We start from the raw sequence: 26,425 nt of genomic DNA, 5'->3' as shown, positions 1-26,425 counted from the left end.
GTGACCGTCAAGACCAACAGGATTTCCTTCCAGGGCGACTACGGCGCCAATTCCGACATGGCCTGCCGCGACATGTTCCCGTCGATGGAGCCGTTGCCCTGCCAGACCTTCGAGGATGCCTTCGTCGCAGTCGAGAACGGTGATGCCGACCTCGCGATGATCCCGATCGAGAACACGATCGCCGGCCGCGTCGCCGACATCCATCACCTCTTGCCGGAATCGCGGCTGCACATCGTCGGCGAATATTTCATGCCGATCCGCTTCCAGCTGATGGTGCTGCCTAGCGTGACGCGGGATGAAATCCGTACGGTGCACAGCCACATCCACGCGCTCGGCCAGTGCCGCAAGATCGTGCGCGCCAATGGCTGGAAGCCGGTTGTCGCCGGCGACACGGCCGGTGCGGCAAAGCTCGTCTCCGAAAAGGGCGACCGTTCGATGGCGGCGCTTGCGCCGCGGCTTGCCGCCGACCTCTATGGCCTCGAGATCATCGCCGAGAACGTCGAGGATACCGAAAGCAACGTCACCCGCTTCGTCGTGCTTTCCCGGCAGGAACAGCACATCGCCCGCAGCAGCGACGACGAGCTGATCATCACCACCTTCGTCTTCAATGTCCGCAACATTCCCGCCGCACTCTACAAGGCGATGGGCGGTTTCGCGACCAATGGCATCAACATGACGAAGCTCGAAAGCTATCAGCTCGGCGGCAAGTTCGTGGCCACGCAGTTCTATGCCGACATCGAAGGGCATCCGGATGATATCGGCGTGCGTCACGCCATGGATGAGCTTCGCTTCTTCTCCGAGAAGGTGCGCATCCTCGGCACCTACAAGGCGCATCCGATGCGCGGCGTTCTCTGAGCCAAGCCGTTCCATCGGTTCCAAAAACCTCTGAAGTGGGGGCACGCGTTGAACGAGTGCCCTCGCTCGTTCTGTGGCTCAAAGAGAGCATGGCGGCTCATCGGCGCCTCTCCTCGTGCCTCGGTGCGACCGGCGAACAAGGTCTGGCAATGCCTCATTTCTGACCAGTTATCGCCTATGCTTGGCCCTGCCGCCGCATTTAGCGCCTTCCTGACTGCAGGCCGGCTAACGATTTCTGCTAAATTTGTGATTGCTTGCGGCAGGTGATTTTCGCCCGGATTTCCGGTGCGAATCATTGGCTTCGCGATCTCATTGCCGCTGACGAATGCGGCAAATATTCGTTAACCGGCTACGCGTCTGGCGCATGCCTAACTTGCAATCGCGGCGGTACACAAAATTTAGGCAAATGCCTATCTGACGTCTGTTCAAGTAAGGAGTGTAAAAGATGAAGATCCGTCAGAAGATCATGGAATATGCGAAGACCCGCCGAGCGATCCGCGAGCTGAATGCTCTCGACGACCATGCACTGAGCGATATCGGTCTGTCCCGTTCGCAGATCCACGCCGCCGTCTACGGCCGCTAATCCGTACCATTCGCGCATCCCGCCGCACTTCAAAAATGCTGCAGCCACCCTTGCACATCTCGCGAGATGTCCGGCGCTGCAGCGGTCGGCGGGATGCGCGCCGCTGCCTTCCCCGTCACGAATCGTAGAGGCAGACGCGCAGCCGGTGACCGTCCGGATCGAGCGCGACGAAAGTCGGACCGAAATCCATCTCGGTCAATTCCTGCGCAATCTGCAGCCCTTCCGCTTTCCATTTGTCGTAATGCGCGCGCATCGCGCCCTCGTCCTCCACCATGAAAGCCAGTTCCGATCGATGGCCAGATGCCGTCGGCTCCGGCGCGACCGTGTGTTCGGCCCAAAGCCCGAGCGTGAAGCCGCCGGGGAGTTCGAAGGACGAAAAGGTCTGGTAGGCGACGCGCGGTTCTTGTTCGAGGATCTTGCGATAGAACTCGACGCTTGCCAGCGGGTCCTTGACATAAAGTACGATGAGATTTGCCTTGGCCATGCTCTGCCTCCTTGTTGCGGGAGTTGCAGGCTAGTGTCGGCCGCTGCCAACTTATGTCAGTATCGTGCAGCGCGCATCAGGAGCCGATCGTCCGTCGGTTCGAGGCGGCAATATTCTGGCTGGCACGCCAGTCCTTCATCAGCACCTGGCGGCGGCGGGGGTAGCGTGCCTCGGTGACCGTCATCCGGCGCATGCGGTCGGCGCGGAAGTGTCGGAAGTCCAGGCGGAGTTCACACCAGGCCATGACCATGCGGACATTTTCGAAGAAGCCGAGCGCAAAAGGCCAGATCGTCCGCTCCGTTTCGCTGCCATCGTTGTCGACGTAGCTGAGTTCCACCTTGCGTTCGTTGCGGATCGCCCGCCTGAGCGCGGCGATGTCGACGCCGTTGGTGGCCGGCGGGCTCGGCCCGACGAGCAGGGTGGAACTGTCCAGCTCGTCGCGAAGCTCGGCCGGAAGCACCGCGGCGATCTTGGCGAGCGCGTTCGCTGCGGCACCCGCGAGGTCGTCGTCGGTGCGCTTGGAGACCCAGCGCGATCCGAGCACCAGTGCCTCGATTTCCTCCGCCGAGAACATCATCGGCGGCAGCATGAAGCCGGGTTTCAGCACATATCCGAGCCCCGGCTCGCCCTCGATATGGGCGCCCTGGGCCTGCAGGCTTGCGATGTCGCGATAGAGCGTTCTGAGGCTGACGCCGGTTTCCTCCGCCAGCTTCTGGCCGCTCACCGGCTGGCGGTAGCGCCTCAGCACCTGCAGAAGATCGAGCAACCGTTCGGAGCGGGACAAGCCGAGCGCCTCCTATCGCCATCCTGACGCCGTCACGCCCGCTCGCCCCAGGCGAGCCAGTCGCGCATCAACTGATGCGCAATCGCACCCTTCGGCGGCGGAATATGCTCGTCGCCGGTATCGGCAACGCCGGTCGAGCGTTCGAGCATCGCGATCGTTTCCTCGCGGGTGAACCAGCGCACGTCCTCCAGCTCCTGCTCGTCCCGCTTGATGACGGTCGATTTCGCCTCGGCATAGCAGCCGATCATCAACGTGTGCGGCATCGGCCAGGGCTGCGAGGCATGGTAGCGCACCCGGCCGATATGGATGCCGGATTCCTCGTGCGTTTCGCGCCGCACCGCGTTTTCGATCGTCTCGCCGGGCTCGACGAAGCCGGCGAGGCAGGAATACATGCCCGGCGCGAAATGCGGGCTGCGGCCGAGCAGGCAGAGATCGCGTTCGAGGTCGATCGTCATCATGATGACGACCGGGTCCGTCCGCGGGAAGACCATATGGCCGCAGGCGGTGCAGACCCGGCGGTAACCGCCGGCCTTGCCTTCCATCGGGCCGGCGCAGCGGCCGCAGAAGCGGTTGTTGGCGTTCCAGGTAATCAGGCTCGAGGCCTGCGCGAACTGCCCGAGCAATTCCTCCGGCAGCATCTGCTGGCGGTAGAGCGTGCGGCCGTCGGCAATCTTGAAGGGCTCGCCGATCGTCTCTTCGGTGAGGCCGGTCGGCACCGCAAGCCGTGGCTCGCCGTTCGGCAGGTAGCCGAGCAGGATCGTCTCGTCGAGCACCGGCTCGAGCCCTTCGAGTTCGTAAGGGGCGAACAGCGGATCGATGATCTTCTCGTCGTGCTTGACGATCAGCTTCGGTCCCGAGAAGGCCAGGAAATGGGCGCCCGGGTGCTTGAGCGCCACTTCGACGCAATCGTCGGCGCGGTGCTCGGACTGGCGGTCCAGGTGGTTTTCGGAAAAGGCGACGAGGGTGCTTGGCTCCGGATGTGGGCTACGAAGGTCAAAGATCGATTTCGTCATGTTCAGAGGTTTTCCAGAATGCGCGCTGCGAAGGCCTGATGTTCTTTCTCGTCCCACGGCTCCGACTTGCCGAAGCCCCAGACTGGCCCCGGCCAGTTCGGGTCGCCGTCGTTGCGGGCAATGATATGCACATGTAGCTGCCGGACGATATTGCCCAAGGCGCCGATATTGATCTTTTCGGCGCCGGTGACCTTCTTGAGGGCGGTTGCCGCCATCGTCGTCTCGAAGGTCAGCATCGTCTGGTCGAGCGGGGTCAGGTCGAAAATTTCCGAAATGCCTTCACGCTGCGGAATGAGCACGAGCCAGGGCCAGCGGCGGTCGTTCATCAGCCGCATCTGGCAAAGGCCGATCGAGGCGATCGGGATGCCGTCGCGTTCGAGCCGGTCGTCAAGGGTGAAGGTCGCCAACGCATTCTCCTCGGGCAAACACAACGGATTCGCCTTGTTTTGCATATCGATATCAGTTTTTTGATGGCTTGGCTTGCATTTGCTTTCGATATTGCCGATATGGAAGCCGGGAGGTTGGTGGTGGACGAGCCACTCGCCAACCGGGTCAGGTCCGGAAGGAAGCAGCCCTAACGAGCCCCGGCACGGGTCATCGTGCCAGCCTCCCACCTTTTCCGTCCTGTCGGGACAAGAGTTCGAACAGCGGCAGGGTCGATGAGCGACGACACGTCCATTTCATCCGTTGAGAAACCGGCCGCCTACCGTGTTCTGGCGCGCAAGTACCGCCCCAAGGATTTCTCCGACCTGATGGTCGGCCAGGAGCCGATGGTGCGCACGCTCACCAACGCTTTTGAAACGGGGCGCATCGCGCAGGCCTACATGCTGACCGGGGTGCGCGGGGTCGGCAAGACCACCACCGCCCGCATCCTCGCCCGCGCGCTGAACTACAAGACATCGGACACCGACAGGCCGACGATCGACCTGCGTGTGCCGGGCGAGCATTGCCAGGCGATCATGGACGGCCGCCATGTCGACGTCATCGAAATGGACGCCGCCTCGCACACCGGTATCGATGACATCAGAGAGATCATCGAGCAGGTGCGCTACCGCCCGGTTTCGGCGCGCTACAAGGTCTACATCATCGACGAAGTGCACATGCTCTCGACCCAGGCCTTCAACGGCCTGTTGAAGACACTCGAAGAGCCGCCGGAGCATGTGAAGTTCATCTTCGCCACCACCGAAATCCGAAAAGTCCCGATCACGGTCCTGTCGCGCTGCCAGCGCTTCGACCTGCGCCGCATCAGCGCCTCCGATCTCGTCGGCCTGTTTTCGACGATTCTCGGCAAGGAAGGCGTTTCCTTCGATCCGGAGGCGCTCGCGATGGTGGCGCGTGCCGCCGAAGGCTCGGCGCGCGACGGCCTGTCGCTGCTCGACCAGGCGATTGCGCACGGCGGCGGCGCGGTCGAGGTCGAGACCGTGCGCTCCATGCTCGGCCTTGCCGACCGCGCCCGTATCGTCGATCTCTTCGACCATATCGTCAAAGGCGACGTTGCTGCGGCGCTTCAGGAATTCACCGCACAGTATGAGGCTGGCGCCAATCCGACGGTCGTGCTGACCGATCTCGCCGATTTCACCCACCTCGTTACGCGCATGAAATACGTGCCGGATGCGGTCAACGATCAGTCGCTGAGCGAGATCGAACGCACCCGCGGCGCCGTCTTCGCCGAAAGCGTCGCCGTTACGGCGCTCTCGCGCATCTGGCAGATGCTTCTGAAGGGCATCCCGGAAGCCGAAAGTTCGTCGCGCCCGGCGGGTGCGGCCGAAATGGTGCTGATCCGGTTGGCGCATGCCGCACATCTGCCGGCGCCGGAAGAGGCTGCGCGGCGTCTGCTCGAGCTTTCCGGTGGCGAAGGCGGCGGTGCCCGCCCGGGACCGGCCGGCGGCAGTGGCGGCGGAGCGCAGGCCTCGGCCTCAGGCCCGGTTTCGGCGCAGGCCAGCCAGGCGATGCCGGCGCAGCGCCCGACGAGCAATGGCGCGACGATGCTGCGCGCCGTGCCGGATGCGGCATCTGAGCCGATCACGGTCGGCCGTATCGAGGAAAGGCCGATGGCAGTTGCGGCCGCCAAGCCCCAGCCGTCGGTGCCGGTCAATTCGATCGCGGATATCGCCGAGCTTTGTGCCAAGAACCGCGACATCAAGCTGAAGACGCTGGTGCGGGGCTTCCTGCGGCTCGTGCATATCGAGCCCGGTCGTCTCGACGTCAACGTCTCCGACGACGCGCCGAAGACGCTGCTCGGCGAGGTGGCTGTCAAGCTCAAGGAATGGACCGGCATCCATTGGATCGTCAGCTACAGCCGCGAGCCGGGCGAGCCGACGTTGATCGAGGCCGAGCAGCGGGCACAGGAGCAGCGCGTCAACGACGCGCGCCAGGATCCGGACGTTGCCGCAATTCTTGCCCGGTTCCCGGGCGCAAAGATCACCGACGTGCGCATTCGCACGGTCGAGGAAGAGGCCGAGAGCGTTGCTCCGGCGACAGCCGAATCCGCCGATGGCGATATCGTCCCTGGCGACGACATCGAATAGTCCCGTCTGCGAGTAGAAACAGAACAACAGGAGACGACGATGCGCGACATCATGGGGATGATGGGCAAGGTCAAGGAAATGCAGGCCAAGATGGAGAAGATGCAGGCGGAGATCGCCGCAATCGAAGTCGACGGCACTTCCGGCGGTGGTCTGGTGACCGTTCGCCTCGACGGCAAGGGCACCCTCAAGAGCCTGAAGATCGACCCCTCGCTCTTCAAGGAAGATGATGTCGAGATCCTCGAAGACCTGATCGTTGCCGCCCACAAGGACGCCAAGGACAAGGCCGAAGCCCTCCAGGCGGAAAAGACCCGCGAACTGACCGCCGGCCTACCGATCCCGCCCGGCATGAAGCTGCCGTTCTGATCGATTCCAACGGCTTCGAGCGGGATGCGGGAAGAAAACCGCACTCACTTTTTCCTCGTCCCGTTCATGGATCAGGGCTCGGCGGAGTGTCCGGTCGTGGCGGGTTCGCGCCGCGCGGATTGGTATCCATGCTGGCGGTAATCCTGAGGTCCACCTTCTGGCTCGATGCCGGCGGGATCGGACGCCGGTCGAGTTCGGCGCCGAGCGCTGCGAGCTTCCGGGTGAGTTCATCAAGCGCCACGCGATCGGCCTTCGAGACTCCGACGAGGCCGGTCGGATCGTATTCGGTAAGGATCGCCGGATAGTCGATCCTGTGCTCCGTCGCCGGCTCCATGTAGCGATTGGAGAGCTTGCGCAACTGCTCGGCGAGCGTCGGCAGCATCGTCATCGCCCGGCGCCATCGGTGTTCGTTGAAGTCGAAATTCGTCAGCACCACGGCGCCTGCCTTGTCGCCGAGCCTGCTCAAGAAATTCACCGTCTCCGCATTCATGTCGAGGTTGAGACCGCCTTCCTTGGCGTCATCGAGCCTCACTTCGACGATCCGTTCGCTGTAGCCATGCAACTGGCTTTGCAACGTGTCCTGCCAGTTACGGGCCGTGTCGAGGATCGCGCCGACGAAAGCGAAGAGCCCCTCGATCGGATAGACCGGCGTTGCCTTGCCCTCGGCGGTCCGCCGCGGCAGGTGAACGCGGCTGCCGCCCGAACCATCCTCGTCCTCTCCGTGGCGCCTCGCATCGTAGCTGGTGAGCGAGATGCCGAAGGTCGGCCGGCCGGGCAGCAGTCCGTCGAACATGTGGATCGGAAAGTTGCTGGTGATGCCACCATCGGAGAACAGGCAGCGGATATGGGTCGACGGGTCGCGCCGGGTGGCCGCCCGGAGCGAATAGTCGTAGCGATAGAGCGGCACGGCGCGGATCAACCCTGGGAAGCTGAGGCTCATGCGGGCGATGATCGCCACCGGCAGCTTGCTTGCCGGCGGCAATTGGTAGAAATCCCGCGTTCCGTCCGCGGCGGCGATGTCCCGCGGTTTGCTCTCCTTGATGAGGTAGCTCATCACGGACGGGGGAAACAGCTTCTCGAATTCCGACCTACGGTAATTGTGCACCCGATCGCCGAAGGGCAGTTCATAAGGGCGGCGCGAGGAGAGGTCGGTCGTGACGCACTTCAGCGTGATGTCGTAGCGTTCGAGGTCGCCAATGGTCAGAGGTCGGGCTTCCCCGTCCGGGCGCATGGAGCCGGCAATCGCTTCGATCCGCTCGGTGATCCAGTTGGTGAAGGCCGGCTTGTCGCTGCCCGGTTGCGTCAGGCCACTGCAGAGGCCGAAGTCATTGGCCGGCAGCACGACGGCGACCGCGCGATAGAGTTGGTAGGCGAGCAGTGCGATCGCGCCGATGAGCGCGATGAGCACCCCGAGAATGCCGAGCGCGAGGTTGGCGGCTGCGACGCCTGCGACGAATAGCGCGAGACCGGGAAGGACGGCGAGCAGCAGCGACAGATGAAACACCTTGACAGCCTCGAGGGCCACGGCCGCTGCCTTGCTCCGTTTCGTCCGTACCATCGCCATGCCGATGTGAAACAGCGGCGCAGTTTCCGGCGACGGCTGGAAGAAGGTGGGGAGGTTGGCGGCAAGCTCCGCCGGCATCGCATCGATGAGCGCGAAGCCGGCGTTCTTTTCCTCGGGCGCGGCCGCGCTCTGGCGCCGGTATTCGGCGGCGGCCGTCATGACAGCGGCGATGGCGCCGGCGGACGTGCCGCCGATATGCATGAAGCGATAGCGCGTCGCGAGCTCAGTGATCGCGCGGGGAAAGACGACTCCTGATGTGATGCCACCTTTCATGATCAGGTCGCATTCATCGCTCGGCGCGGCATAGCGGAAAGGCGTATCGGTCATCGTAGCCTCCATCTGCTGCCATCAACAATAGATTGTACCAGGCCCGAGTGCACGCCGATTCGTGGTTTCTGACCCGCCGACCGAAAGAGGGCACTGGCCTTGCGTCCCTTCCTCAAAGGGCCGCAGGGCCGTGCGTCTGCACGAGCGCGGCAACGATCGCCGGTGATCGCTGCACGCTGACGGGGCTGCTGGCATCGCATCACCACACTGCGAAGACGATTCCGTTCGCACGCGATATGAGCTAAAAGCGCGGCATGGCAAAACGAGTCACCGGCCCCGAAATCGAAAAACTGATCCAGCTCCTGGCAAAGGTCCCGGGGCTCGGGCCGCGTTCGGCCCGGCGCGCCGCCCTCCATCTCGTCAAGAAGAAGGACCAGTTGCTGGGCCCGCTCGCCGATGCGATGGGCGAGGCGCACCGCAAGGTCCGGATCTGCTCCTGCTGCGGCAATGTCGATACGATCGATCCCTGCACCGTCTGCTCCGACGAGCGTCGCGACCGGTCGGTCATCATCGTCGTCGAGGACGTGTCCGATCTCTGGGCACTGGAACGTGCGGGGGCGATGAATGCCGCCTACCATGTGCTCGGCGGCACGCTTTCGCCGCTCGACGGCGTCGGCCCTGACGATCTCAACATCAAGGGGCTCGTCCAGCGCGTCGCCAATGGCGGCGTTCGCGAACTGATCATCGCCGTCAATGCGACGGTCGAGGGTCAGACCACGGCGCACTACATCACCGACCAGCTCGAGGGCATGGAAGTGAAGATTACCCGGCTCGCCCATGGCGTACCTGTCGGCGGCGAGCTCGATTATCTCGACGAAGGCACGCTGGCGGCAGCACTTCGCGCCCGCACGTCGATCTGAAGGGATGCAGATGCGTTTGGAATCTCTTGTTCGCTCACTTTTTGCCAGTCGTGCACGAGCCGCCACCCCCCTCTGCCCTGCCGGGCATCTCCCCCACAGGGGGGGAGATCAGGTTGGAGCGAGCGCTCAATTCGACAACGTGGGTTCCACAGACGCGAGTCTTCCCGCAAACCAAAGCGGTTGCCGTCCGTCAATCTCCCCCCTTGTGGGGGAGATGCCCGGCAGGGCAGAGGGGGGTAAGCGCCCCGCGCGCCTCGTCGCGGCCGTCGCCGCGTTCCTTGCTCTTTGCCTTCCCGCTCACGCCGCCACCAAGGCGGATGTTGAAGCTCAATTCCGCACCTGGCTGCAGAACGACCTCTGGCCGGAAGCGAAGCAGGCAGGCATTTCCGCCAGCTCGTTCAAGGCGGCGTTTTCCGAGGTGAAGCTCAATTGGGATCTGCCGGATCTGGCGCCGCCCGGTTTTCCGAAGCCGAAGGAGCAGAAGCAGAGCCAGGCGGAGTTCTCCTCGCCCGGCAGCTACTTTTCGGAAAAGCGCCTGCAGGGTCTCGCGGCGACCGGCCGCAGCCTTGCCTCCACCCATGCCTCGACCCTGAAGAAGATCGAGCGCACCTATGGCGTCCCGGCCTCGGTGGTCGTGGCGATCTGGGGCCGCGAATCCGGCTTCGGTCGTGCCAAGATCCCCTATCCGGTCGTCGATGTCTTGGCGACCAAGGCCTTCATGTCGACGCGGCCCGACCTCTTCCGGCGTGAACTGATCGCGGCGCTGCATATTCTCGATAGCGGCGACGTCGACGAGGCCGCAATGCGCGGCTCCTGGGCCGGCGCCATGGGCCAGCCGCAGTTCATGCCGTCGAGCTTCCTGCAATATGCCGTCGATTTCGACGGCGACGGTCGCCGCGACATCTGGAATTCGGTGCCGGACAGCCTGGCCTCGATCGCCAACTATCTCGTCAAGAAGGGCTGGCAGCGCGGCCGGGACTGGGGTTTTGAAGTGTCGATCCCCGAAGCCGTTTCCTGCGCGCAGGAAGGGCCGGACCTTGCCCGGCCGATCTCGGACTGGGCCGACAAGGGCATCACGCGGATCTCCGGCAAGGGGTTCCCGTCGCACGAGCTTTCGGCATCCTCGATGATGCTGGTGCCGGCAGGCCGGCACGGGCCGGAATTCATCGTCACGCCGAACTTCTACGTGCTCAAGGAGTACAACAACTCCGACCTCTACGCGCTGTTCATCGGCAACCTCGCCGACCGCATAGCCACCGGCGGCGGAGCCTTCCGTGGCAATTGGGGCGACGTCGGCAACATGCTGCGCTCGGACGTTCTCGCCATGCAGAAGGCGCTCGTTGCCAAGGGATATGATGTCGGCAAGGTCGACGGTCTTCCCGGCTACAAGACCCGTCGTTCGCTCGGCGACTGGCAGGCGAAGAGCGGCCTTGCCGCGACCTGCTTCCCCGATGCTTCGCTGAAGTCGAAGCTGCGCTAAGTCATTCCAGCCGCGGAACTGCCGCCGACACGAAAGAGGCCCTGCGTCGCAAGGCCTCTTTCTCTTGTCTCCGTCGATCTCGTTGCAGGCGCTGGCGAACCTGTCAGTGCATATCGACATTGACCTGGCGCTTGTAGCGCTCGTAGTGGGTCGGCACGATTGTCTGGCGCTCGATCATCCGGTGAACCCGCGGTGGTGCCGCGCCGCTGTGCAGCGCCGTCAGCTTGTCGCCGACGGCGGCGTCGGCCTTGGTGCGGCGCTGGTTGTGGCGCACATATTCGACCCAGGTCGGCACGTGGTAGGTCTCGGTCCAGGTGGTCGGGTTTTCGAGGTCGCGCATCAGCGCCCAATGTCCCGCGCCGTCACGGATGCGGATACGCCGGCGTTCCGCCATGGTCGTCAGGAATTCCGGGATGTCGTCATCGGCAATCTCGTAGTCGATCATGATGACGATCGGGCCGCTGCGCGGCTTCAGATCCAGCTCGAGCGGCGGCTCCATGAAGCGGTTGAGTGGATCGAGGTTCAGCGAAGTGAATTCCGGTAACGGCAGCCGGAAGCCGACCACGACGCCAGCGAACATCAGCAGGCAGGAGCCCATCAGCGCGTTGGCGGCGCCGTATTGTTCGGCGGTCGTGCCCCAGAGCCAGCTGCCGCCGGCAATGCCGCCGAAGGTCATCGTCTGGTAGAGCGACAGTGCCCGGCCGACGACCCAGCGCGGCGTCGAAAGCTGCACGGTGGTGTTGAAGAGCGACAGCGCCAGCACCCAGCAGGCACCGGAGACGAGCAGCACGAGACAGCTCAGCCACGCATAGGTACTGATCGCCGTGATCACGGCGCTGGCGGCAAAACCGGTGAAGGCGATGCGTACGATCGCTTCGCTCGTGAGCTTCTCTCGCAGGCGCGCGCTGAGCAGCGCCCCGCCGATCGCGCCGAGGCCGAAGGCGCCGAGCATCAGGCCGTAGGTGAACGGCCCGCCTTGAACGAGGTCGCGAGCGACGAGCGGCAGGAGTGCGAGGATCGCGCTTGCCGACAGGCCGAAGAGGAAGCCGCGCAGCAGCACCTTGCCGATGTTGGGCGACATGGCGACATAGCGCAGGCCCGCGGATATGGCGCGGCCCAGCGTCTCGCGCGGCAGGGTGTTGGCCGGTACCTCCCGTCGCCAGCGCAGCAGCGCGAAAAGGATCGCGAAATAGCTGAGCGTGTTGGCGAAGAAGGCGGCCGCAGCACCGGCCGCGGCGACGATCGCGCCACCGATGGCGGGGCCGACGCTGCGGGTGATGTTGAAGCCCATGCTGTTCAGCGCCACGGCCGCCGGCAGATCGTCACGCGGGACCATGTCGCCGACCGAGGCCTGCCAGGATGGGTTGTTGAGCGCCGTGCCGCAGCCGATGAGGAAGGTGAAGAGCAAAAGCAGCCAGGGGGTGATCAGCCCGACATAGGCACACATCGTCAGGAGCGCCGAGACGAACAGCATGAAACATTGCGCCACCAGCATGATCCGCCGCCGATCGAAATTGTCGGCAAGCGCGCCCGAGACGAGCGAGAAGAGCATGATCGGCAGCGAGGTCGATGCCTGCACCAGCGCCACCATGTTCGCCGATGAGGAGATCGAGGTCATCAGCCAGGCGGCGCCGACCGATTGGATGAGGCCGCCGAAGTTGGATGCGAGGCTGGCAATCCAGATCGTGCGGAAGTTGTCGTGCTTGAAGGGTGCAAGCGGCGAAATACGGTGGGGCACCTCGTCGTCTCTCTTGTCCTTGATGTCGTCTCGAAGCGGTTCGATTCCTGTTATAGGCCGGAGGACGCGAAGTGCCACCCGCTGAAACTGACCTTGTCGTCGACGATCTTTGGCTGCGCGCGGATCGAGGCATTTGGAGCGCACGGCCCAACGCCTTGCAATTTGCGGCGATGAAGCGTATATGAGCCTCAAATTCTTGATCGGTAGATGAAGAGTGGGCCCGTCAGGACCCGCTCTTTTTTATTAGCCGGTCCGATGAGGAGATGATCGTTTGTCCGATACGACAACGGCTGAAAATGCAAATGAACCGCGCCTGATCACCGAAACCGGTCTCGACCAGCGCATTGCCGATATCATCGAGCCGGTCATCGTGCCGATGGGCTACCGCCTGGTGCGCGTGCGCATGTCCGGCCAGAACGGGCTGACGCTGCAGATCATGGCCGAGCGCAACGACGGCACCATGACCGTCGAGGACTGCGAAGAGATCTCCAAGGCCATTTCGCCGGTGCTCGATGTGGAAGATCCGATCGACAAGGCGTATCATCTCGAAGTGTCGTCGCCGGGCATCGACCGCCCGATGGTGCGCAAGTCCGACTTCTTCCGCTGGCAGGGTCACCTGCTGAAATGCGAGACGTCGGTTCTGGTCGATGGCCGCAAGCGGTTCCGCGGCAAGATCGTTTCCGTCGACGACGATGGTTTCCGGCTCGAGCGCGACCAGCCCGCGTACGGCGAGGAACCTGTCGTCGTCATCCCGTTCACCACGCTTTCCGAAGCGCGGCTGATCCTGACCGACGATCTGATCCGCGATGCGCTGACGGCCGACAAGAAGGCAAAGGCTGCGCGCGCCGCGAACGAGAATTTCGAAGACGAAGATTCACCTATTGAGGAATAAGTCGGGCGGAGCGTGAAGCCCCCTGCAACCCAAACGGAGACAAGACATGGCAGTCAGTGCTAACCGGCTCGAGCTTCTGCAGATCGCGGATGCCGTCGCGCGTGAAAAGGTGATCGACCGCGAGATCGTTCTGGCCGCAATGGCCGATGCGATCCAGAAGGCCGCCCGCTCGCGCTATGGGTCGGAATCGAACATCCGAGCCGACATCAACTCGAAGACCGGTGAAATCCGCCTGCAGCGACTCCTGGAAGTCGTCGAGAAGGCTGACGACTATTCCACGCAGATTCCGCTCGAGCTTGCTCGCGATCGCAATCCGGATGCCAAGCTCGGCGATTTCATCGCCGATCCGCTGCCGCCGATGGACTTCGGCCGTATCGCCGCCCAGTCGGCCAAGCAGGTCATCGTGCAGAAGGTCCGTGAAGCCGAGCGTGACCGCCAGTACGACGAGTTCAAGGATCGCGTCGGCGAAATCGTCAACGGCACGGTCAAGCGCGTCGAATACGGCAACGTCATCGTCGACCTCGGTCGTGGCGAAGGCATCATCCGCCGCGACGAGATGATCCCGCGCGAAAATATGCGCTACGGCGACCGCGTCCGCGCCTTCGTCTACGACGTTCGCCGCGAGCAGCGCGGCCCGCAGATCTTCCTGTCACGTACCCATCCGCAGTTCATGGTGAAGCTCTTCACCATGGAAGTGCCCGAGATCTACGACGGCATCATCCAGATCAAGTCGGTTGCCCGTGATCCGGGTTCGCGCGCCAAGATCGCGGTGGTCTCGAACGACTCGTCGATCGACCCGGTCGGCGCCTGCGTCGGTATGCGCGGCTCGCGCGTTCAGGCGGTCGTCGGCGAACTGCAGGGTGAAAAGATCGACATCATTCCGTGGTCGCAGGATCCGGCGTCGTTCATCGTCAATGCGCTGCAGCCGGCGGAAGTGGCCAAGGTCGTTCTCGACGAAGATGCCGAGCGCATCGAAGTGGTCGTTCCGGACGAGCAGCTTTCGCTCGCCATCGGCCGTCGCGGCCAGAACGTTCGCCTCGCGTCGCAGCTGACCGGCTGGGACATCGACATCCTCACCGAACAGGAAGAGAGCGAGCGCCGCCAGAAGGAATTCACCGAGCGCACCAACCTCTTCATGGAAGCACTCGACGTTGACGAAATGGTCGGCCAGGTTCTGGCTTCCGAAGGCTTTGCCGCCGTCGAGGAGCTTGCCTATGTCGATCTCGACGAAATCTCGTCGATCGACGGCTTCGACGAGGAGACCGCAACCGAAATCCAGACCCGTGCGCGCGAGTACCTCGACAAGCTCGAAGCGGAAATGGATGCCAAGCGCAAGGAGCTCGGCGTTGCCGACGAACTGCGCTCGATCGACGGCCTGACGAGCCAGATGCTCGTTGCGCTGGGCGAAGAAGGCATCAAGACGATCGAGGACTTTGCCGGTTGCGCCGCCGACGATCTCGTCGGCTGGAGCGAGCGCAAGGACGGCGAGACCAAGCGCTTCGAGGGCACTTTCTCGAAGTTCGACGTTTCGCGCGCCGAGGCCGAAGCCATGATCGTTCAGGCCCGTCTGGCGGCCGGCTGGATCACGGAAGAGGATCTGGCAAGCGATGAGGCCGAAGGCGAAGAGCCGATCGACGTTGCCGAAGGCGCCGAGCAGGACGCCTAAGGACGATGATCGCCTCTGATGATGCCGACGCCCTGCCCTCGGATAGGGGGCCGAAGGATCGGAACGGCAGCACGCGGACCTGCATCGTCACCCGTGAAAGCGGTTCGCCCGACGAACTGATCCGCTTCGTTGCCGGGCCCGACGGTCGCGTCGTTCCCGATCTGAAGCGGCAGCTTCCGGGACGCGGCTGCTGGGTGAAGGCCGAGCGGGCGCTCGTCGAAAAGGCGGTGGCGAAGAAGTTCTTCGCCCGCGCCCTGAAGGCGGACGTCAAGGCCGACGCGACGCTTGCCGACGAGGTCGACCGGCTGCTCGCCGAGCAGTTGGCCGGCATGATGAACATGGCGCGCAAGGCCGCCCAGTTCATCTCCGGCGCGACGAAGACGGAGCAGGCCGTGCGCGGACTTGCGGCGCTTGCCGTGTTCCATGCGGCCGATGCTGCGGCCGACGGCGTGCGCAAGATAGACCAGGCCCGCAAGGCGATGAGCTTCGTGGCCGACGACGAAACGGAAATACCTTCGTTCCGTCCCTTCACCGGGGCGGAAATGGAGGGCCTTTTGGGAAGTAATGCTTTTATCCATGCCGCAGCGCTTGCAGGGCAGGCGGGTGAGGGTGTAGTGAAGCGCGCAATCATGCTCGAAAAGTACCGAGGATCCGTCCCGGTCCGGGCCGAAGGCGGCGCTGGCAAGCCACAGCAATGACGCGCGTCACCGGCGAGTGCCGGCATCGCGGGTATTGTTTGAGACAAATTGGAAGACGGGGTCGGGTGATACGCATCCGGGCCTGATCGCTAGGAACGGAACGGAATGACCGACGACAAAGACGACAAGACCATCAGCGTAGCAGGCAAGAAGACGCTGACCCTGAAGCCCCATGGGGTTCAGCAGGGAACGGTGCGTCAGGACATGGGCCGCGGCCGCACCAAAGCGGTCGTGGTCGAGACCAGAAAGCGCCCGACTTCTTTCAATCGGCACAAGGACGAGCGCCCGATCACGCCCGTGAGCGCGGCTCCCGCCGCACGTCCGGCAGAGCAGCGCCCTCAGCAGCCGCAGCCTTCGGGCCGTCCGGCGCCGCAGCCGCAGGCACATCAGCCGCGCCAGGAGCAGAACCGCCCGCGCGTCGGCGTCGTCCTGAACGATCTCTCCGCCGGTGAGATGGAGGCCCGTCGTCGCGCCCTGGCCGAAGCCCAGATCCGCGATGCCGAGGAAGCCAAGCGCCGCGCCGAGGACGAAGCCCGCCGCAAGCGCGAGGAAGAAGAACGGATCCTTCGCGAGAAGGAAGAGGCCGAGCGCCGCGCCGCCGAAGAAGCTGCGCGCGCCGTTGCCGAGAAGCCGGCCGAACCGGTCGCGGAGCGCCCGGCTGCTGCCGCGGTCGCTGCACCGGCGCCCGCCGCCGAGCGTCGCCCCGACAATCGTCCGCAATCGCCGCGTCCGGCACCGGCTGCCGCACCGCAGGCACCTGCGGGCGTTGCCGCCCGTGGTCGCCGCAGCGATGACGAAGACGATGATCGCGGCTCGCGCAGCAATGCCGGCCCGGCGCGCGGCAAGGTCGTGCGTCCTGAACCGGCCAAGGTTCCGGCCCGCCCGAAGGGCGACGACGGCCGCCGCCAGGGCAAGCTGACGCTGACGGCTGCGGTCGACGAGGACGGCGGCCAGCGCAGCCGTTCGCTGTCGGCCATGCGTCGCCGCCAGGAGAAGTTCAAGCGCAGCCAGATGCAGGAAACCCGCGAGAAGATCTCGCGCGAAGTCGTCCTGCCGGAGACCATCACCATTCAGGAACTGTCACAGCGCATGTCCGAACGTGCCGTCGACGTCATCAAGTACCTGATGAAGGAAGGTCAGATGATGAAGCCCGGCGATCTGATCGACGCCGATATGGCAGAACTCATCGCCGGTGAATTCGGCCACACGGTCAAGCGCGTTTCGGAATCCGACGTCGAAGAGGGCATCTTCAACGTTTCGGATGCCGAAGAGGAGATGCTGCCGCGTCCGCCGATCGTTACGATCATGGGTCACGTCGACCACGGCAAGACCTCGCTGCTCGATGCGATCCGCCACGCCAACGTGGTGGCCGGCGAAGCCGGTGGCATCACCCAGCACATCGGCGCCTACCAGGTCGAGCAGAACGGCAACAAGATCACCTTCATCGACACCCCCGGCCACGCGGCGTTCACCGCCATGCGTGCCCGCGGTGCCCAGGCTACCGATATCGCGATCCTGGTGGTTGCCGCTGACGACAGCGTGATGCCGCAGACGATCGAATCGATCAACCATGCCAAGGCTGCCGGCGTTCCGATCATCGTGGCGATCAACAAGATCGACAAGCCGACGGCGAATGCGCAGAAGGTTCGCACCGAACTGCTGCAGCACGAAGTCTTCGTCGAATCCATGGGCGGTGAAGTTCTCGACGTGGAAGTGTCCGCGAAGAACGGCACCAACCTCGACAAGCTCCTGGAAGCGATTCTGCTTCAGGCCGAAATTCTCGACCTCAAGGCCAATCCGAACCGGACGGCCGAAGGTACGGTGGTCGAAGCCGAGCTTGATCGTGGCCGCGGTGCGGTTGCGACCGTCCTCGTCCAGAAGGGCACGCTGAAGCCCGGCCAGATCATCGTTGCCGGTGATCAGTGGGGCCGTGTGCGCGCGCTCGTCAACGACAAGGGCGAACACGTCAAGGAAGCTGGCCCGTCGATGCCGGTCGAGGTTCTCGGCCTTTCGGGCACGCCGGCTGCCGGTGACAAGTTCGCCGTCGTCGAAAACGAAGGCCGCGCCCGCGAGATCTCCGAATACCGCCAGCGGCTTGCCCGCGAGAAGGCGGTTGCTCGCCAGTCCGGCTCGCGCGGTTCGCTCGAGCAGATGATGAGCCAGCTCCAGACCTCCGGTCTCAAGGAGTTCCCGCTGGTCATCAAGGGCGACGTGCAGGGTTCGATCGAAGCGATCGCCGGTGCTCTCGAAAAGCTCGGAACCGACGAAGTGCGTGCGCGCATCGTGCACTCGGGTGCGGGCGGTATCACCGAGTCCGACATCTCGCTTGCTGAAGCGTCGGATGCCGCGATCATCGGCTTCAACGTCCGCGCCAATGCGCAGGCCCGTTCGGCTGCCGAGCGTGCCGGCATCGAGATCCGCTACTACAACATCATCTACGATCTGGTGGATGACGTGAAGGCGGCGATGTCGGGTCTGCTCTCGCCGGAGCGTCGCGAAACCTTCCTCGGCAACGCCGAGATCCTGGAGGTGTTCAACATCACCAAGGTCGGCAAGGTCGCGGGCTGCCGCGTCACCGAAGGCAAGGTCGAGCGTGGCGTCGGCGTCCGTCTGGTTCGCGACAACGTCGTTATCCACGAAGGCAAGCTCAAGACCCTCAAGCGCTTCAAGGACGAGGTCTCGGAAGTCAACGTCGGTCAGGAATGCGGCATGGCCTTCGAGAACTACGAAGACATCCGCGCCGGCGATACGATCGAGTGCTTCCGCGTCGAGCACATCACGCGGACGCTTTAAGATCCGTCCGATTAGAGATTATGCGGGCGCCGGGTTATCCTTCGGCGCTCGCATTTTTTTGAGGTACCGTCCATGAGCAAAGCCACATCCTCTGCCCCTTCCCAGCGCATGCTGCGCGTCGGTGAACAGGTGCGTGCCGCCATTACCCAGGTTCTGCAGCGTGGCGAGGTCCGCGATCCCGTGATCGAGAAGACCGTCATCGCGATCTCGGAAGTGCGCATGTCGCCCGACCTGAAGATCGCCACGGCCTATGTCACGCCGCTCGGCGTGCCCAATCATGCCGAAGTCATCGAGGCGCTCAACCGCAATGCCAAGTACATTCGCGGCCGCCTCGGCCCGCAACTTCGGCAAATGAAATACATGCCCGACGTTCGTTTCCGCGACGATACGAGCTTCGACAACTACAAGAAGATCGACGCCCTCCTGCGCTCGCCGGAAGTCAGCCGCGATCTCGACCAGACCAGCGAAGACGAAGAATAGTAGATTTCATGTCCAAACCGCGTAAGCCCAAGGGCCGCCCGATTTCGGGCTGGCTGATCCTCGACAAGCCGCTCGACTTCGGCTCCACCGAAGCCGTCTCGAAGATCAAGTGGCTGTTCAAGGCCCAGAAGGCCGGCCATGCCGGCACGCTCGACCCGTTGGCCTCCGGCATGCTGCCGATCGCGCTCGGTGATGCGACGAAGACCGTCCCCTACGTGATGGACGGACGCAAGATCTACGAATTCACCGTTGCCTGGGGCGAGGAACGCTCGACCGACGATCTCGAAGGCGAGGTCACGCACTCGTCGAGCGAACGGCCGAACGAAGAGGCGATCCGCGCGCTGCTGCCGAAGTATACCGGCGTCATCAGCCAGGTGCCGCCGCAATTCTCGGCGATCAAGATCGACGGCGAGCGCGCCTACGATCTCGCCCGCGACGGCGAGACGGTCGAGATCCCGGCCCGCGAGGTCGAGGTACACCGCCTGACGCTCCTGGGGGCCACCCCCAATCTCGCGCATTTCGAAATCGAATGCGGCAAGGGCACCTATGTGCGCTCGCTCGCCCGCGACATGGGGCGCGACCTCGGCTGTTTCGGCCATATCGCCTCGTTGCGCCGCACCTTCGTCGCGCCGTTTGGCGAAGAGGATATGGTGCCGCTCGCCGATCTGGTGGCGCTGGAAAAAATCGAGAGCGACGAGGACCGCCTTGCTGCGCTCGACGCGTATCTGATCGAAACCGGCGAAGCGCTTTCCAACCTGCCGCATGTCGCCGTCAACGACGATCAGGCGCATCGCCTGAGAATGGGCAACCCGATCATTCTGCGCGGCCGCGATGCCCCGCTTGCGACGCCTGAAGCCTATGCGACGGCACGCGGCAAGCTGGTTGCCATCGGCGAGATCGCCGAGGGCGAGTTCCGGCCGAAGCGTGTTTTCGCCACCGGCTAAACGCCCGGAAGCGTTTGCCTTTGCCCCATCCTTGACGCATGATCCCCGGCATGGGCTTCTAATCCATCCGAGGTGATTCCGTTTCCTTGCCGTGCTCCAGACCCGAATGGCGATCACGCCGCCTTCGACAGCGTCCGCCGAACGCGGCTGTGCCCGCTGGCTCGCAATGAAGACGGACGGCTGAGGTGACGGGCGTGTCGGAAGAAGGAAAACGAAGGACGGCGAATGGCCTGTCGGCGATCGTCGATCTCCTTCGTCATCGCCTGACCCGGCCTTTCAGCTTTTACCTGACGTCGCTGCTCCTGGTAGCCATCGTTCCGGCCTTCATTTTTTCGCTCGTGGTGCTGAAGCGCAGCGTCGATCAGCAGGAGCAGGTGATCACGGCGCTGCTGCAGGCCTCGACCGGGTCGGTCACCCGTATCGTCGAGCGTGACATCGAAGGCATGCTGACCACGCTGAAGGTGCTGTCGACATCACAAGAAATCGAAGACGGCAACATGGAGGCCTTCTACGGCAGGGCCTCGACCGCGCTTGCCGAGACGGATTCCTACCTGATCGTCATAGATCGCAAGCACAACCAGTTGCTCAACACGCGCGTGCCTTTCGGCGCACAGCTCAACAAGGCCTCGGATCCGGACTCCGTCGAGCGCGCCTTCACCAACAGTGGTGCGCCACTCGTCTCCAACGTCTTCTTCGGCCAGACCGCGGGAAAATGGGTGTTCAACGTTTACCTGCCGGCGAAGTTGTCGACCGGCGAGGAATATGTGCTGACGTTGACGCAAAACGCCGAGAACATGGCCAAGGCCGTTAACCGCGATACGCTCTCCCCCGGCTGGAATGCGGCGCTGGTCGATAGCGCGGGCAAGGTCATCATCTCGTCGGACGCAGCCGTGAAGGCCGGCGAACCGTTCTTCCTCGACACGGTGCCGGCGATCAGCATTGGCGTCAGCAATATCAAGGAAAACGGCACGGAATATCGCGTCGCGACCGAGTTCTCCGTCGTCACCGGATGGCGGATCATTGCCTGGGCACCGAGCGCAACCGTCGATGCGCCGGCCGTCTGGTCGTTTCTCTGGCTGTCGCTCGGCGGCATCATTTTCGCCGGCATCGCGATCGCCGGCTCGCTGGCGATCGCGCGGCTGTTGTCGCAGGGCGTCAAGCTGGTGGCGCAGGATGCGCGCCGTCTCGGCGCCGGCGAGCGGATCGAATCCCGGCCGCACATGATATCCGAGGTCGAGCAGGTCTCGACGGCGCTGGCACGCGCCGCCGCGGCGCGCAGCAAGGCGGAAAACGAGATCCGCTTCCTCATGCGCGAAGTGGCCCACCGCTCGAAGAACCAGTTGACCGTCATCCAGTCCATGCTGAACCAATCGGTCTATTCGGCCGAGAGTGCCGCCGACTTCGCCGAATCCTTCCGCAAGCGTATTGCCGGGCTTGCGCGCTCGACGGACCTGATGATTGCAAATGCGGCGCAAGGCGTCGATTTCCGCGAGCTCGCCCAGAACCAATTGCAGCCGTTCACGCCCGACGATCCGAAACGCCTGATCCTTTCCGGCCCCGCCCTGAGGCTCGACACGCAGATCTCCCAGACGCTCGGCATGGCCCTGCACGAACTTGCGACGAATGCCACCAAATACGGTGCGCTTGCCAACACCACCGGGGTCGTCAAGCTGAGCTGGTCGCTGGAGGACGACGGCATTGCCATTCGCTGGCGGGAGGAGGGCGCGGATCTCGCGGGCAAGCCTTTGGATCCGGTCCGCAAGGGCTTCGGGACCTTGGTATTGGAGCGCATGCTCGGCATGGCGCTGAACGCCGCCCTGGAGCGGATAATGCATGCCGACGGCATTGAGTGGCGGATCACCATTCCCCGCGACGAGAAGGAAGAAGAGGCATGAAGGCAAACGGAGGAGAGCGCTCGCGATGAAACCGTCTTTCGGTCGTCTGTTGGTGCTGGCCGTAATCCCGGTGCTCCTCCTGTCAACGGGTGGGCCGGCGCGCGGTATAGAAATCGCTTGCACCGTCGCGGACCCGACCGGGACGCCGCTCAACATCCGCGACGCGCCGAACGGTCGGGTCGTGATGACGTTGTCGAACGGAACGAGGGTGAAGAGGACCGGAGAGCGCAATCTCGGAGGCAAGCGCTGGTCTCTGGTCGCCAACGAGGCCGGCGCGCTTGGCTGGGCTTTCTCCGCCTATCTCGATTGCGTTTCGGTCAATCGCGACCCGCAGAAATCCGCACCGATGCGACCGCGCCCGACGAGCAACTGATGCGTCCTGCCGGCCTCCAGGAGGGCCGGCTCATGACCCTTTCCTTTTTCATCCATTTCGTTTATAGGCACGCCAGCAAAAGGCGCATGCCCGTTGCGTTCACGGCCGCAGCTGGACGACATCCCGGCTGAAGGCGTCCCGAAATCCTCGAAATCGAAAGGATCATCCGATGTCGATTACTGCAGAGCGTAAGGCTCAGCTCATCAAGGAATTTGCAACCGTCGAAGGCGATACCGGTTCCCCGGAAGTCCAGGTTGCTATCCTGACCGAACGGATCAACAACCTGACCGAACACTTCAAGGGCCACAAGAAGGATAACCATTCCCGCCGTGGTCTGCTCGCGATGGTTTCCAGCCGTCGTTCGCTCCTCGACTATCTGAAGAAGAAAGACGAAGCGCGCTACAGCAAGCTGATCGGTGCCCTGGGCATCCGTCGCTAAGCGACTTGTCCGGCGGGTCATTGCGGCCCGCCGGCTTTTTTATGGAGCGGTGCACGCTCGACGAATGAACTCTCCGGCCGCCCAGGAAGCGTGGCTTCAGGAGAGAATCCAGCGAACCGGATGGGCCGGTTTCGCGGATCAACCGATGGCCCGTCATGGGGCAGGATTGCAGGATGCTTCGGCCCTGCTTGCCGGAACGCCGCTGATGAGCGGTCCGGCGAAGCGGAAACAAGCCGATTTCAAGCGTGAAGCCTCCCGTTGTCTTGCCCGTGATGCGCCATTTCATGCGGCCCCTCGACCACCCGCGCTGCAACAGCCGCGGAAAGGTCCGCCGCACACGAAGGACAGAACATGTTCGATACCCACAAGGTTGAAATCGAATGGGCTGGGCGTCCGCTCAAGCTCGAAACCGGCAAGATCGCCCGCCAGGCTGATGGCGCCGTTCTCGCCACCTACGGTGAAACCGTCGTTCTCGCGACCGTCGTTTCGGCCAAGGCGCCAAAGCCGGGCCAGGATTTCTTCCCGCTGACCGTCAACTACCAGGAAAAGACCTACGCCGCCGGCAAGATCCCGGGTGGCTACTTCAAGCGCGAAGGCCGTCCGAGCGAAAACGAAACGCTGGTTTCGCGCCTGATCGACCGTCCGATCCGCCCGCTCTTTCCGGAAGGCTACAAGAACGACACCCAGGTGATCGTCACGGTCATGCAGCATGACCTCGAGAACAATCCGGACATCCTGTCGATGGTCGCCGCTTCGGCTGCGCTGACGCTGTCGGGCATCCCCTTCATGGGCCCGATCGGTGGCGCGCGCGTCGGCTACATCAACGGCCAGTACGTTCTGAACCCGCATCTCGACGAGATGGACGAATCGACCCTCGACCTCGTCGTCGCCGGCACCCAGGACGCGGTGCTGATGGTCGAATCCGAAGCCAAGGAACTGCCGGAAGACATCATGCTCGGCGCCGTCGTCTTCGGCCAGAAGGGCTTCCAGCCGGTCATCGACGCGATCATCAAGCTTGCTGAAGTTGCCGCCAAGGAGCCGCGCGAATTCGAGCCGGAAGACCATTCCGCCCTCGAGAACGCCATGCTCTCGATCGCCGAAGACGAGCTGCGCAACGCCTACAAGATCACCGAGAAGGCTGCCCGCTACGCTGCCGTCGACGCCGTCAAGGCCAAGGTGAAGGAACACTTCCTGCCCGAGGGCATCGAGAACCCGGCCCATACGGCTGAAGAAATCGGCGCCGTCTTCAAGCACCTGCAGGCCAAGATCGTTCGCTGGAACATCCTCGACACCAAGAGCCGCATCGACGGCCGCGATCTCGAAACCGTTCGTCCGATCGTCGCCGAAGTCGGCGTCCTGCCGCGCACCCACGGCTCCTCGCTCTTCACCCGCGGTGAAACCCAGGCGATCGTCGTTGCCACGCTCGGCACCGGCGAAGACGAGCAGTACGTTGATTCCTTGACGGGCATGTACAAGGAAAACTTCATGCTGCACTACAACTTCCCGCCCTTCTCGGTCGGTGAGACGGGCCGCATGGGTTCTCCGGGCCGCCGCGAAATCGGCCACGGCAAGCTTGCCTGGCGCGCCATCCACCCGATGCTGCCGACGGCGGAACAGTTCCCCTACACGCTGCGCGTCGTCTCGGAAATCACCGAGTCGAACGGCTCGTCCTCGATGGCCACCGTCTGCGGCACCTCGCTGGCGCTGATGGATGCCGGCGTTCCGCTGGCAAAGCCGGTTGCCGGTATCGCCATGGGCCTGATCAAGGAAGATGAGCGCTTCGCCGTTCTCTCCGACATCCTCGGCGACGAAGACCACCTCGGCGACATGGACTTCAAGGTCGCCGGCACGGAAGCCGGCATCACCTCGCTCCAGATGGACATCAAGATCGAGGGCATCACCGAAGAGATCATGGGCATCGCGCTCAACCAGGCCAAGGGCGGCCGTCTCCACATCCTCGGCGAAATGGCCAAGGCCATCTCCGAAAGCCGCGGCCAGCTCGGCGAATTCGCTCCGCGCATCGAAGTCATGAACATCCCGGTAGACAAGATCCGCGAAGTCATCGGCTCCGGCGGCAAGGTCATCCGCGAAATCGTCGAAAAGACCGGCGCCAAGATCAACATCGAAGACGACGGCACCGTGAAGATCGCCTCCTCGTCCGGCAAGGAAATCGAAGCGGCCCGCAAGTGGATCCACTCGATCGTCGCCGAGCCGGAAGTTGGCCAGATCTATGAAGGCACGGTCGTCAAGACCGCCGACTTCGGCGCCTTCGTCAACTTCTTCGGCGCCCGTGACGGCCTCGTCCACATCTCGCAGCTCGCCGCCGAGCGCGTTGCCAAGACGACCGACGTCGTCAAGGAAGGCGACAAGGTCTGGGTCAAGCTCATGGGCTTCGACGAGCGCGGCAAGGTTCGCCTGTCGATGAAGGTTGTCGACCAGGCGACCGGCAAGGAAATCGTTGCCGAGAAGTCTGAGAAGAAGGGCGACGGCGAAGCCGCCGAATAAGCAGGCTTCACCCGAATGCATTCGGGGCGCGGGGCGGATCGCTCCGCGCCCCTTTCTTGTAGGAAGAGACGGATAGACCGATGAGCCGAGATGCGTTGAAGACCCTGTTTTACCCGTTCGATAGCGGCGTGATCGACCCGCCGGGCGAAGGCGAGCGCGTTCTCTTTCTCGGCGCCGAGGCTGGCTACAGGCTGCCCCAGGGCTTCGAAGCCTCGATCGCGGCGGTGCAGCCGCTGAGGCCGCTCTATCGCGCCCTGGAGGCCGTACGCGCCGATGTGTCGCCGGAGATCACCGGGGAGGACTACGACGTCACGCTGGTGCTCTGCGGCAAGCACAAGGGCGAGAACGAGGACCGGATCGCCGAGGCGTTGAAGCACACGCGTGAGGGCGGCCTGATCGTCGTTGCCGGCGGCAAGGAAGACGGCATCCAGTCGCTGAGGAAGCGGATCGCCAAGTTCGATTGGGACGGCGACCACCTGCCGAAATATCACGGTGTCGCCTTCTGGTTCACCCGCCCGGACGACGTCACGGATGCCGTACACAAGCTCGCCAAGGTGCCGGTACGTGTCGAAGGCCTGTTCGAGGCGTCACCAGGCATGTTCTCGCACGATCGCATCGATGCGGGCTCGGAACTGCTCGCCTCGCGCCTGCCGAACGATTTCCACGGCCATGCTGCCGATTTCGGCGCCGGCTGGGGCTATCTCGCCGTCAAGCTCGCCGAAGCCTCGCCGGGCCTCAAGGGCGTCGATCTCTTCGAGGCCGATCACGAGGCATTGGAGGCTGCCCGCGTCAACATGATGGCAAATGCCCCCTCGACGCCGGCGCGCTTCTACTGGTTCGATCTGACGAGCGAAGAGCCGCGCGACAAGTACGATCTCATCGTCATGAACCCGCCCTTCCATGAGGCCCACGCCGCCGAGCCGGCGCTCGGCATTGCCATCATCAAGACGGCGCTGAAGGCGCTGAAGCAGGGCGGCAAGCTAATGCTGGTCGCCAATCGCGGCTTGCCCTACGAGCAGGTACTGGCCGAGAACGCCAAGGAATACGGCGAAACCTGCCGCAACGCCCGCTTCAAGGTGCTCTGGGCGAAGCGCTGAAGACCATTAAAGCATTCGCGCAAAAGTGCGCAGCGGTTTTGCGATAACGACATGCGAAATATCA

Annotated in this window: 23 protein-coding genes and 1 other RNA gene; 18 read left to right on the top strand and 6 right to left on the bottom strand. The window is 63.6% G+C overall.

The genetic code is table 11. The annotated features are described in order from the left end of the window. Both AC0C6X_RS04620 and AC0C6X_RS04615 read left to right on the top strand, forming a co-directional pair. Window positions 1–855, top strand: a complete 855-nt coding sequence (locus AC0C6X_RS04620; RefSeq protein WP_173515152.1) for a prephenate dehydratase — start codon at window positions 1–3, stop codon at window positions 853–855. A gap of 445 nt (window positions 856–1,300) precedes the next feature. Beyond that, complete coding sequence (locus AC0C6X_RS04615; protein ID WP_173515153.1) at window positions 1,301–1,438, top strand: DUF1127 domain-containing protein; 138 nt, start codon at window positions 1,301–1,303, stop codon at window positions 1,436–1,438. Between the two features lie 115 nt (window positions 1,439–1,553). Here the strand turns inward: AC0C6X_RS04615 and AC0C6X_RS04610 are convergent, their stop codons facing one another. The 4 genes from AC0C6X_RS04610 to AC0C6X_RS04595 all read right to left on the bottom strand — a co-directional run bounded on the left by AC0C6X_RS04610 (window position 1,554) and on the right by AC0C6X_RS04595 (window position 4,171). Next, a complete protein-coding gene (locus tag AC0C6X_RS04610) occupies window positions 1,554–1,922 on the bottom strand; it encodes a VOC family protein (protein ID WP_173515154.1) in 369 nt (122 codons plus the stop codon). A 76-nt stretch (window positions 1,923–1,998) separates the two neighbouring features. After that, window positions 1,999–2,706 (bottom strand): helix-turn-helix transcriptional regulator, encoded by a 708-nt coding sequence (locus tag AC0C6X_RS04605; RefSeq protein WP_173515155.1) that lies wholly within the window; start codon window positions 2,704–2,706, stop codon window positions 1,999–2,001. A 32-nt stretch (window positions 2,707–2,738) separates the two neighbouring features. Further along, the gene (gene nudC / locus AC0C6X_RS04600) at window positions 2,739–3,719 is read right to left on the bottom strand and encodes an NAD(+) diphosphatase (protein WP_247960319.1); all 981 of its coding nucleotides are present in this window, start codon (window positions 3,717–3,719) and stop codon (window positions 2,739–2,741) included. A 2-nt stretch (window positions 3,720–3,721) separates the two neighbouring features. Further along, entirely contained in the window at window positions 3,722–4,171 is a 450-nt protein-coding gene (locus AC0C6X_RS04595) for an HIT family protein (protein WP_247960318.1), read from the bottom strand. A gap of 64 nt (window positions 4,172–4,235) precedes the next feature. On the opposite strand from AC0C6X_RS04595, the gene ffs reads away from it, so the two are divergent. From ffs to AC0C6X_RS04580, 3 genes are all read left to right on the top strand, one after another. Next, window positions 4,236–4,333, top strand: an RNA gene (gene ffs / locus AC0C6X_RS04590) — signal recognition particle sRNA small type. A gap of 45 nt (window positions 4,334–4,378) precedes the next feature. Next, complete coding sequence (locus tag AC0C6X_RS04585) at window positions 4,379–6,247, top strand: DNA polymerase III subunit gamma/tau (RefSeq protein ID WP_472952046.1); 1,869 nt, start codon at window positions 4,379–4,381, stop codon at window positions 6,245–6,247. 39 nt (window positions 6,248–6,286) lie between these two features. Beyond that, the gene (locus tag AC0C6X_RS04580; RefSeq protein WP_472952045.1) at window positions 6,287–6,610 is read left to right on the top strand and encodes a YbaB/EbfC family nucleoid-associated protein; all 324 of its coding nucleotides are present in this window, start codon (window positions 6,287–6,289) and stop codon (window positions 6,608–6,610) included. A 64-nt stretch (window positions 6,611–6,674) separates the two neighbouring features. On the opposite strand, the gene AC0C6X_RS04575 is transcribed toward AC0C6X_RS04580, so the two are convergent. Further along, window positions 6,675–8,501 carry a hypothetical protein gene (locus tag AC0C6X_RS04575; protein WP_472952044.1) on the bottom strand — a complete coding sequence of 609 codons (1,827 nt, stop codon included), beginning with the start codon at window positions 8,499–8,501 and terminating at the stop codon, window positions 6,675–6,677. 254 nt (window positions 8,502–8,755) lie between these two features. Here AC0C6X_RS04575 and recR point away from each other — a divergent pair, with 254 nt between their 5' ends. Together recR and AC0C6X_RS04565 are read left to right on the top strand one after the other, a co-directional pair. After that, window positions 8,756–9,361 (top strand): recombination mediator RecR, encoded by a 606-nt coding sequence (gene recR / locus AC0C6X_RS04570; protein ID WP_173515161.1) that lies wholly within the window; start codon window positions 8,756–8,758, stop codon window positions 9,359–9,361. 214 nt (window positions 9,362–9,575) lie between these two features. Further along, on the top strand, window positions 9,576–10,841 hold the full coding sequence (locus AC0C6X_RS04565) for a lytic murein transglycosylase (RefSeq protein ID WP_247960316.1): 1,266 nt from the start codon (window positions 9,576–9,578) through the stop codon (window positions 10,839–10,841). Between the two features lie 103 nt (window positions 10,842–10,944). On the opposite strand, the gene AC0C6X_RS04560 is transcribed toward AC0C6X_RS04565, so the two are convergent. After that, complete coding sequence (locus tag AC0C6X_RS04560) at window positions 10,945–12,579, bottom strand: MFS transporter (RefSeq protein ID WP_472952042.1); 1,635 nt, start codon at window positions 12,577–12,579, stop codon at window positions 10,945–10,947. A gap of 271 nt (window positions 12,580–12,850) precedes the next feature. On the opposite strand from AC0C6X_RS04560, the gene rimP reads away from it, so the two are divergent. The 11 genes from rimP (at window position 12,851) to AC0C6X_RS04505 (ending at window position 26,361) form a co-directional block, all read left to right on the top strand. Continuing rightward, window positions 12,851–13,471 (top strand): ribosome maturation factor RimP, encoded by a 621-nt coding sequence (gene rimP, locus AC0C6X_RS04555; RefSeq protein WP_173515164.1) that lies wholly within the window; start codon window positions 12,851–12,853, stop codon window positions 13,469–13,471. Between the two features lie 46 nt (window positions 13,472–13,517). Beyond that, a complete protein-coding gene (nusA, locus tag AC0C6X_RS04550) occupies window positions 13,518–15,137 on the top strand; it encodes a transcription termination factor NusA (protein ID WP_247960314.1) in 1,620 nt (539 codons plus the stop codon). A 5-nt stretch (window positions 15,138–15,142) separates the two neighbouring features. Then, window positions 15,143–15,835 carry an RNA-binding protein gene (locus tag AC0C6X_RS04545; RefSeq protein WP_173515166.1) on the top strand — a complete coding sequence of 231 codons (693 nt, stop codon included), beginning with the start codon at window positions 15,143–15,145 and terminating at the stop codon, window positions 15,833–15,835. A 105-nt stretch (window positions 15,836–15,940) separates the two neighbouring features. Then, on the top strand, window positions 15,941–18,628 hold the full coding sequence (gene infB, locus AC0C6X_RS04540) for a translation initiation factor IF-2 (protein WP_472952040.1): 2,688 nt from the start codon (window positions 15,941–15,943) through the stop codon (window positions 18,626–18,628). Between the two features lie 72 nt (window positions 18,629–18,700). Beyond that, window positions 18,701–19,108, top strand: coding sequence for a 30S ribosome-binding factor RbfA (rbfA, locus tag AC0C6X_RS04535; RefSeq protein ID WP_173515168.1), 408 nt, complete (start codon window positions 18,701–18,703; stop codon window positions 19,106–19,108). Between the two features lie 8 nt (window positions 19,109–19,116). Next, the gene (gene truB, locus AC0C6X_RS04530) at window positions 19,117–20,052 is read left to right on the top strand and encodes a tRNA pseudouridine(55) synthase TruB (protein ID WP_173515169.1); all 936 of its coding nucleotides are present in this window, start codon (window positions 19,117–19,119) and stop codon (window positions 20,050–20,052) included. A 185-nt stretch (window positions 20,053–20,237) separates the two neighbouring features. Further along, on the top strand, window positions 20,238–21,947 hold the full coding sequence (locus AC0C6X_RS04525; protein ID WP_173515170.1) for a sensor histidine kinase: 1,710 nt from the start codon (window positions 20,238–20,240) through the stop codon (window positions 21,945–21,947). Between the two features lie 25 nt (window positions 21,948–21,972). Next, window positions 21,973–22,320, top strand: a complete 348-nt coding sequence (locus AC0C6X_RS04520) for an SH3 domain-containing protein (RefSeq protein ID WP_173515171.1) — start codon at window positions 21,973–21,975, stop codon at window positions 22,318–22,320. Window positions 22,321–22,489: 169 nt separating this feature from the next. Further along, window positions 22,490–22,759, top strand: coding sequence for a 30S ribosomal protein S15 (rpsO, locus tag AC0C6X_RS04515; RefSeq protein ID WP_173515172.1), 270 nt, complete (start codon window positions 22,490–22,492; stop codon window positions 22,757–22,759). A 351-nt stretch (window positions 22,760–23,110) separates the two neighbouring features. After that, window positions 23,111–25,264 (top strand): polyribonucleotide nucleotidyltransferase, encoded by a 2,154-nt coding sequence (gene pnp / locus AC0C6X_RS04510; RefSeq protein WP_173515173.1) that lies wholly within the window; start codon window positions 23,111–23,113, stop codon window positions 25,262–25,264. Window positions 25,265–25,344: 80 nt separating this feature from the next. Next, complete coding sequence (locus tag AC0C6X_RS04505; protein ID WP_472952036.1) at window positions 25,345–26,361, top strand: class I SAM-dependent methyltransferase; 1,017 nt, start codon at window positions 25,345–25,347, stop codon at window positions 26,359–26,361. Window positions 26,362–26,425 lie beyond the last annotated feature (64 nt).

The sequence above is a fragment of the Ensifer sp. VA4 genome, from assembly GCF_055710065.1.
This window is presented reverse-complemented; position numbering and strand designations above follow the sequence as displayed.

Coding starts and splice junctions, on each gene's coding strand:
- AC0C6X_RS04615 (WP_173515153.1), top strand. CDS start 1,301: ATGAAGATCCGTCAGAAGATCATGGAATATGCGAAGACCCGCCGAGCG.
- AC0C6X_RS04610 (WP_173515154.1), bottom strand. CDS start 1,922: ATGGCCAAGGCAAATCTCATCGTACTTTATGTCAAGGACCCGCTGGCA.
- nudC (WP_247960319.1), bottom strand. CDS start 3,719: ATGACGAAATCGATCTTTGACCTTCGTAGCCCACATCCGGAGCCAAGC.
- AC0C6X_RS04595 (WP_247960318.1), bottom strand. CDS start 4,171: ATGCAAAACAAGGCGAATCCGTTGTGTTTGCCCGAGGAGAATGCGTTG.
- AC0C6X_RS04585 (WP_472952046.1), top strand. CDS start 4,379: ATGAGCGACGACACGTCCATTTCATCCGTTGAGAAACCGGCCGCCTAC.
- AC0C6X_RS04580 (WP_472952045.1), top strand. CDS start 6,287: ATGCGCGACATCATGGGGATGATGGGCAAGGTCAAGGAAATGCAGGCC.
- AC0C6X_RS04575 (WP_472952044.1), bottom strand. CDS start 8,501: ATGACCGATACGCCTTTCCGCTATGCCGCGCCGAGCGATGAATGCGAC.
- recR (WP_173515161.1), top strand. CDS start 8,756: ATGGCAAAACGAGTCACCGGCCCCGAAATCGAAAAACTGATCCAGCTC.
- AC0C6X_RS04565 (WP_247960316.1), top strand. CDS start 9,576: ATGCCCGGCAGGGCAGAGGGGGGTAAGCGCCCCGCGCGCCTCGTCGCG.
- nusA (WP_247960314.1), top strand. CDS start 13,518: ATGGCAGTCAGTGCTAACCGGCTCGAGCTTCTGCAGATCGCGGATGCC.
- AC0C6X_RS04545 (WP_173515166.1), top strand. CDS start 15,143: ATGATCGCCTCTGATGATGCCGACGCCCTGCCCTCGGATAGGGGGCCG.
- infB (WP_472952040.1), top strand. CDS start 15,941: ATGACCGACGACAAAGACGACAAGACCATCAGCGTAGCAGGCAAGAAG.
- rbfA (WP_173515168.1), top strand. CDS start 18,701: ATGAGCAAAGCCACATCCTCTGCCCCTTCCCAGCGCATGCTGCGCGTC.
- truB (WP_173515169.1), top strand. CDS start 19,117: ATGTCCAAACCGCGTAAGCCCAAGGGCCGCCCGATTTCGGGCTGGCTG.
- AC0C6X_RS04520 (WP_173515171.1), top strand. CDS start 21,973: ATGAAACCGTCTTTCGGTCGTCTGTTGGTGCTGGCCGTAATCCCGGTG.
- rpsO (WP_173515172.1), top strand. CDS start 22,490: ATGTCGATTACTGCAGAGCGTAAGGCTCAGCTCATCAAGGAATTTGCA.
- pnp (WP_173515173.1), top strand. CDS start 23,111: ATGTTCGATACCCACAAGGTTGAAATCGAATGGGCTGGGCGTCCGCTC.
- AC0C6X_RS04505 (WP_472952036.1), top strand. CDS start 25,345: ATGAGCCGAGATGCGTTGAAGACCCTGTTTTACCCGTTCGATAGCGGC.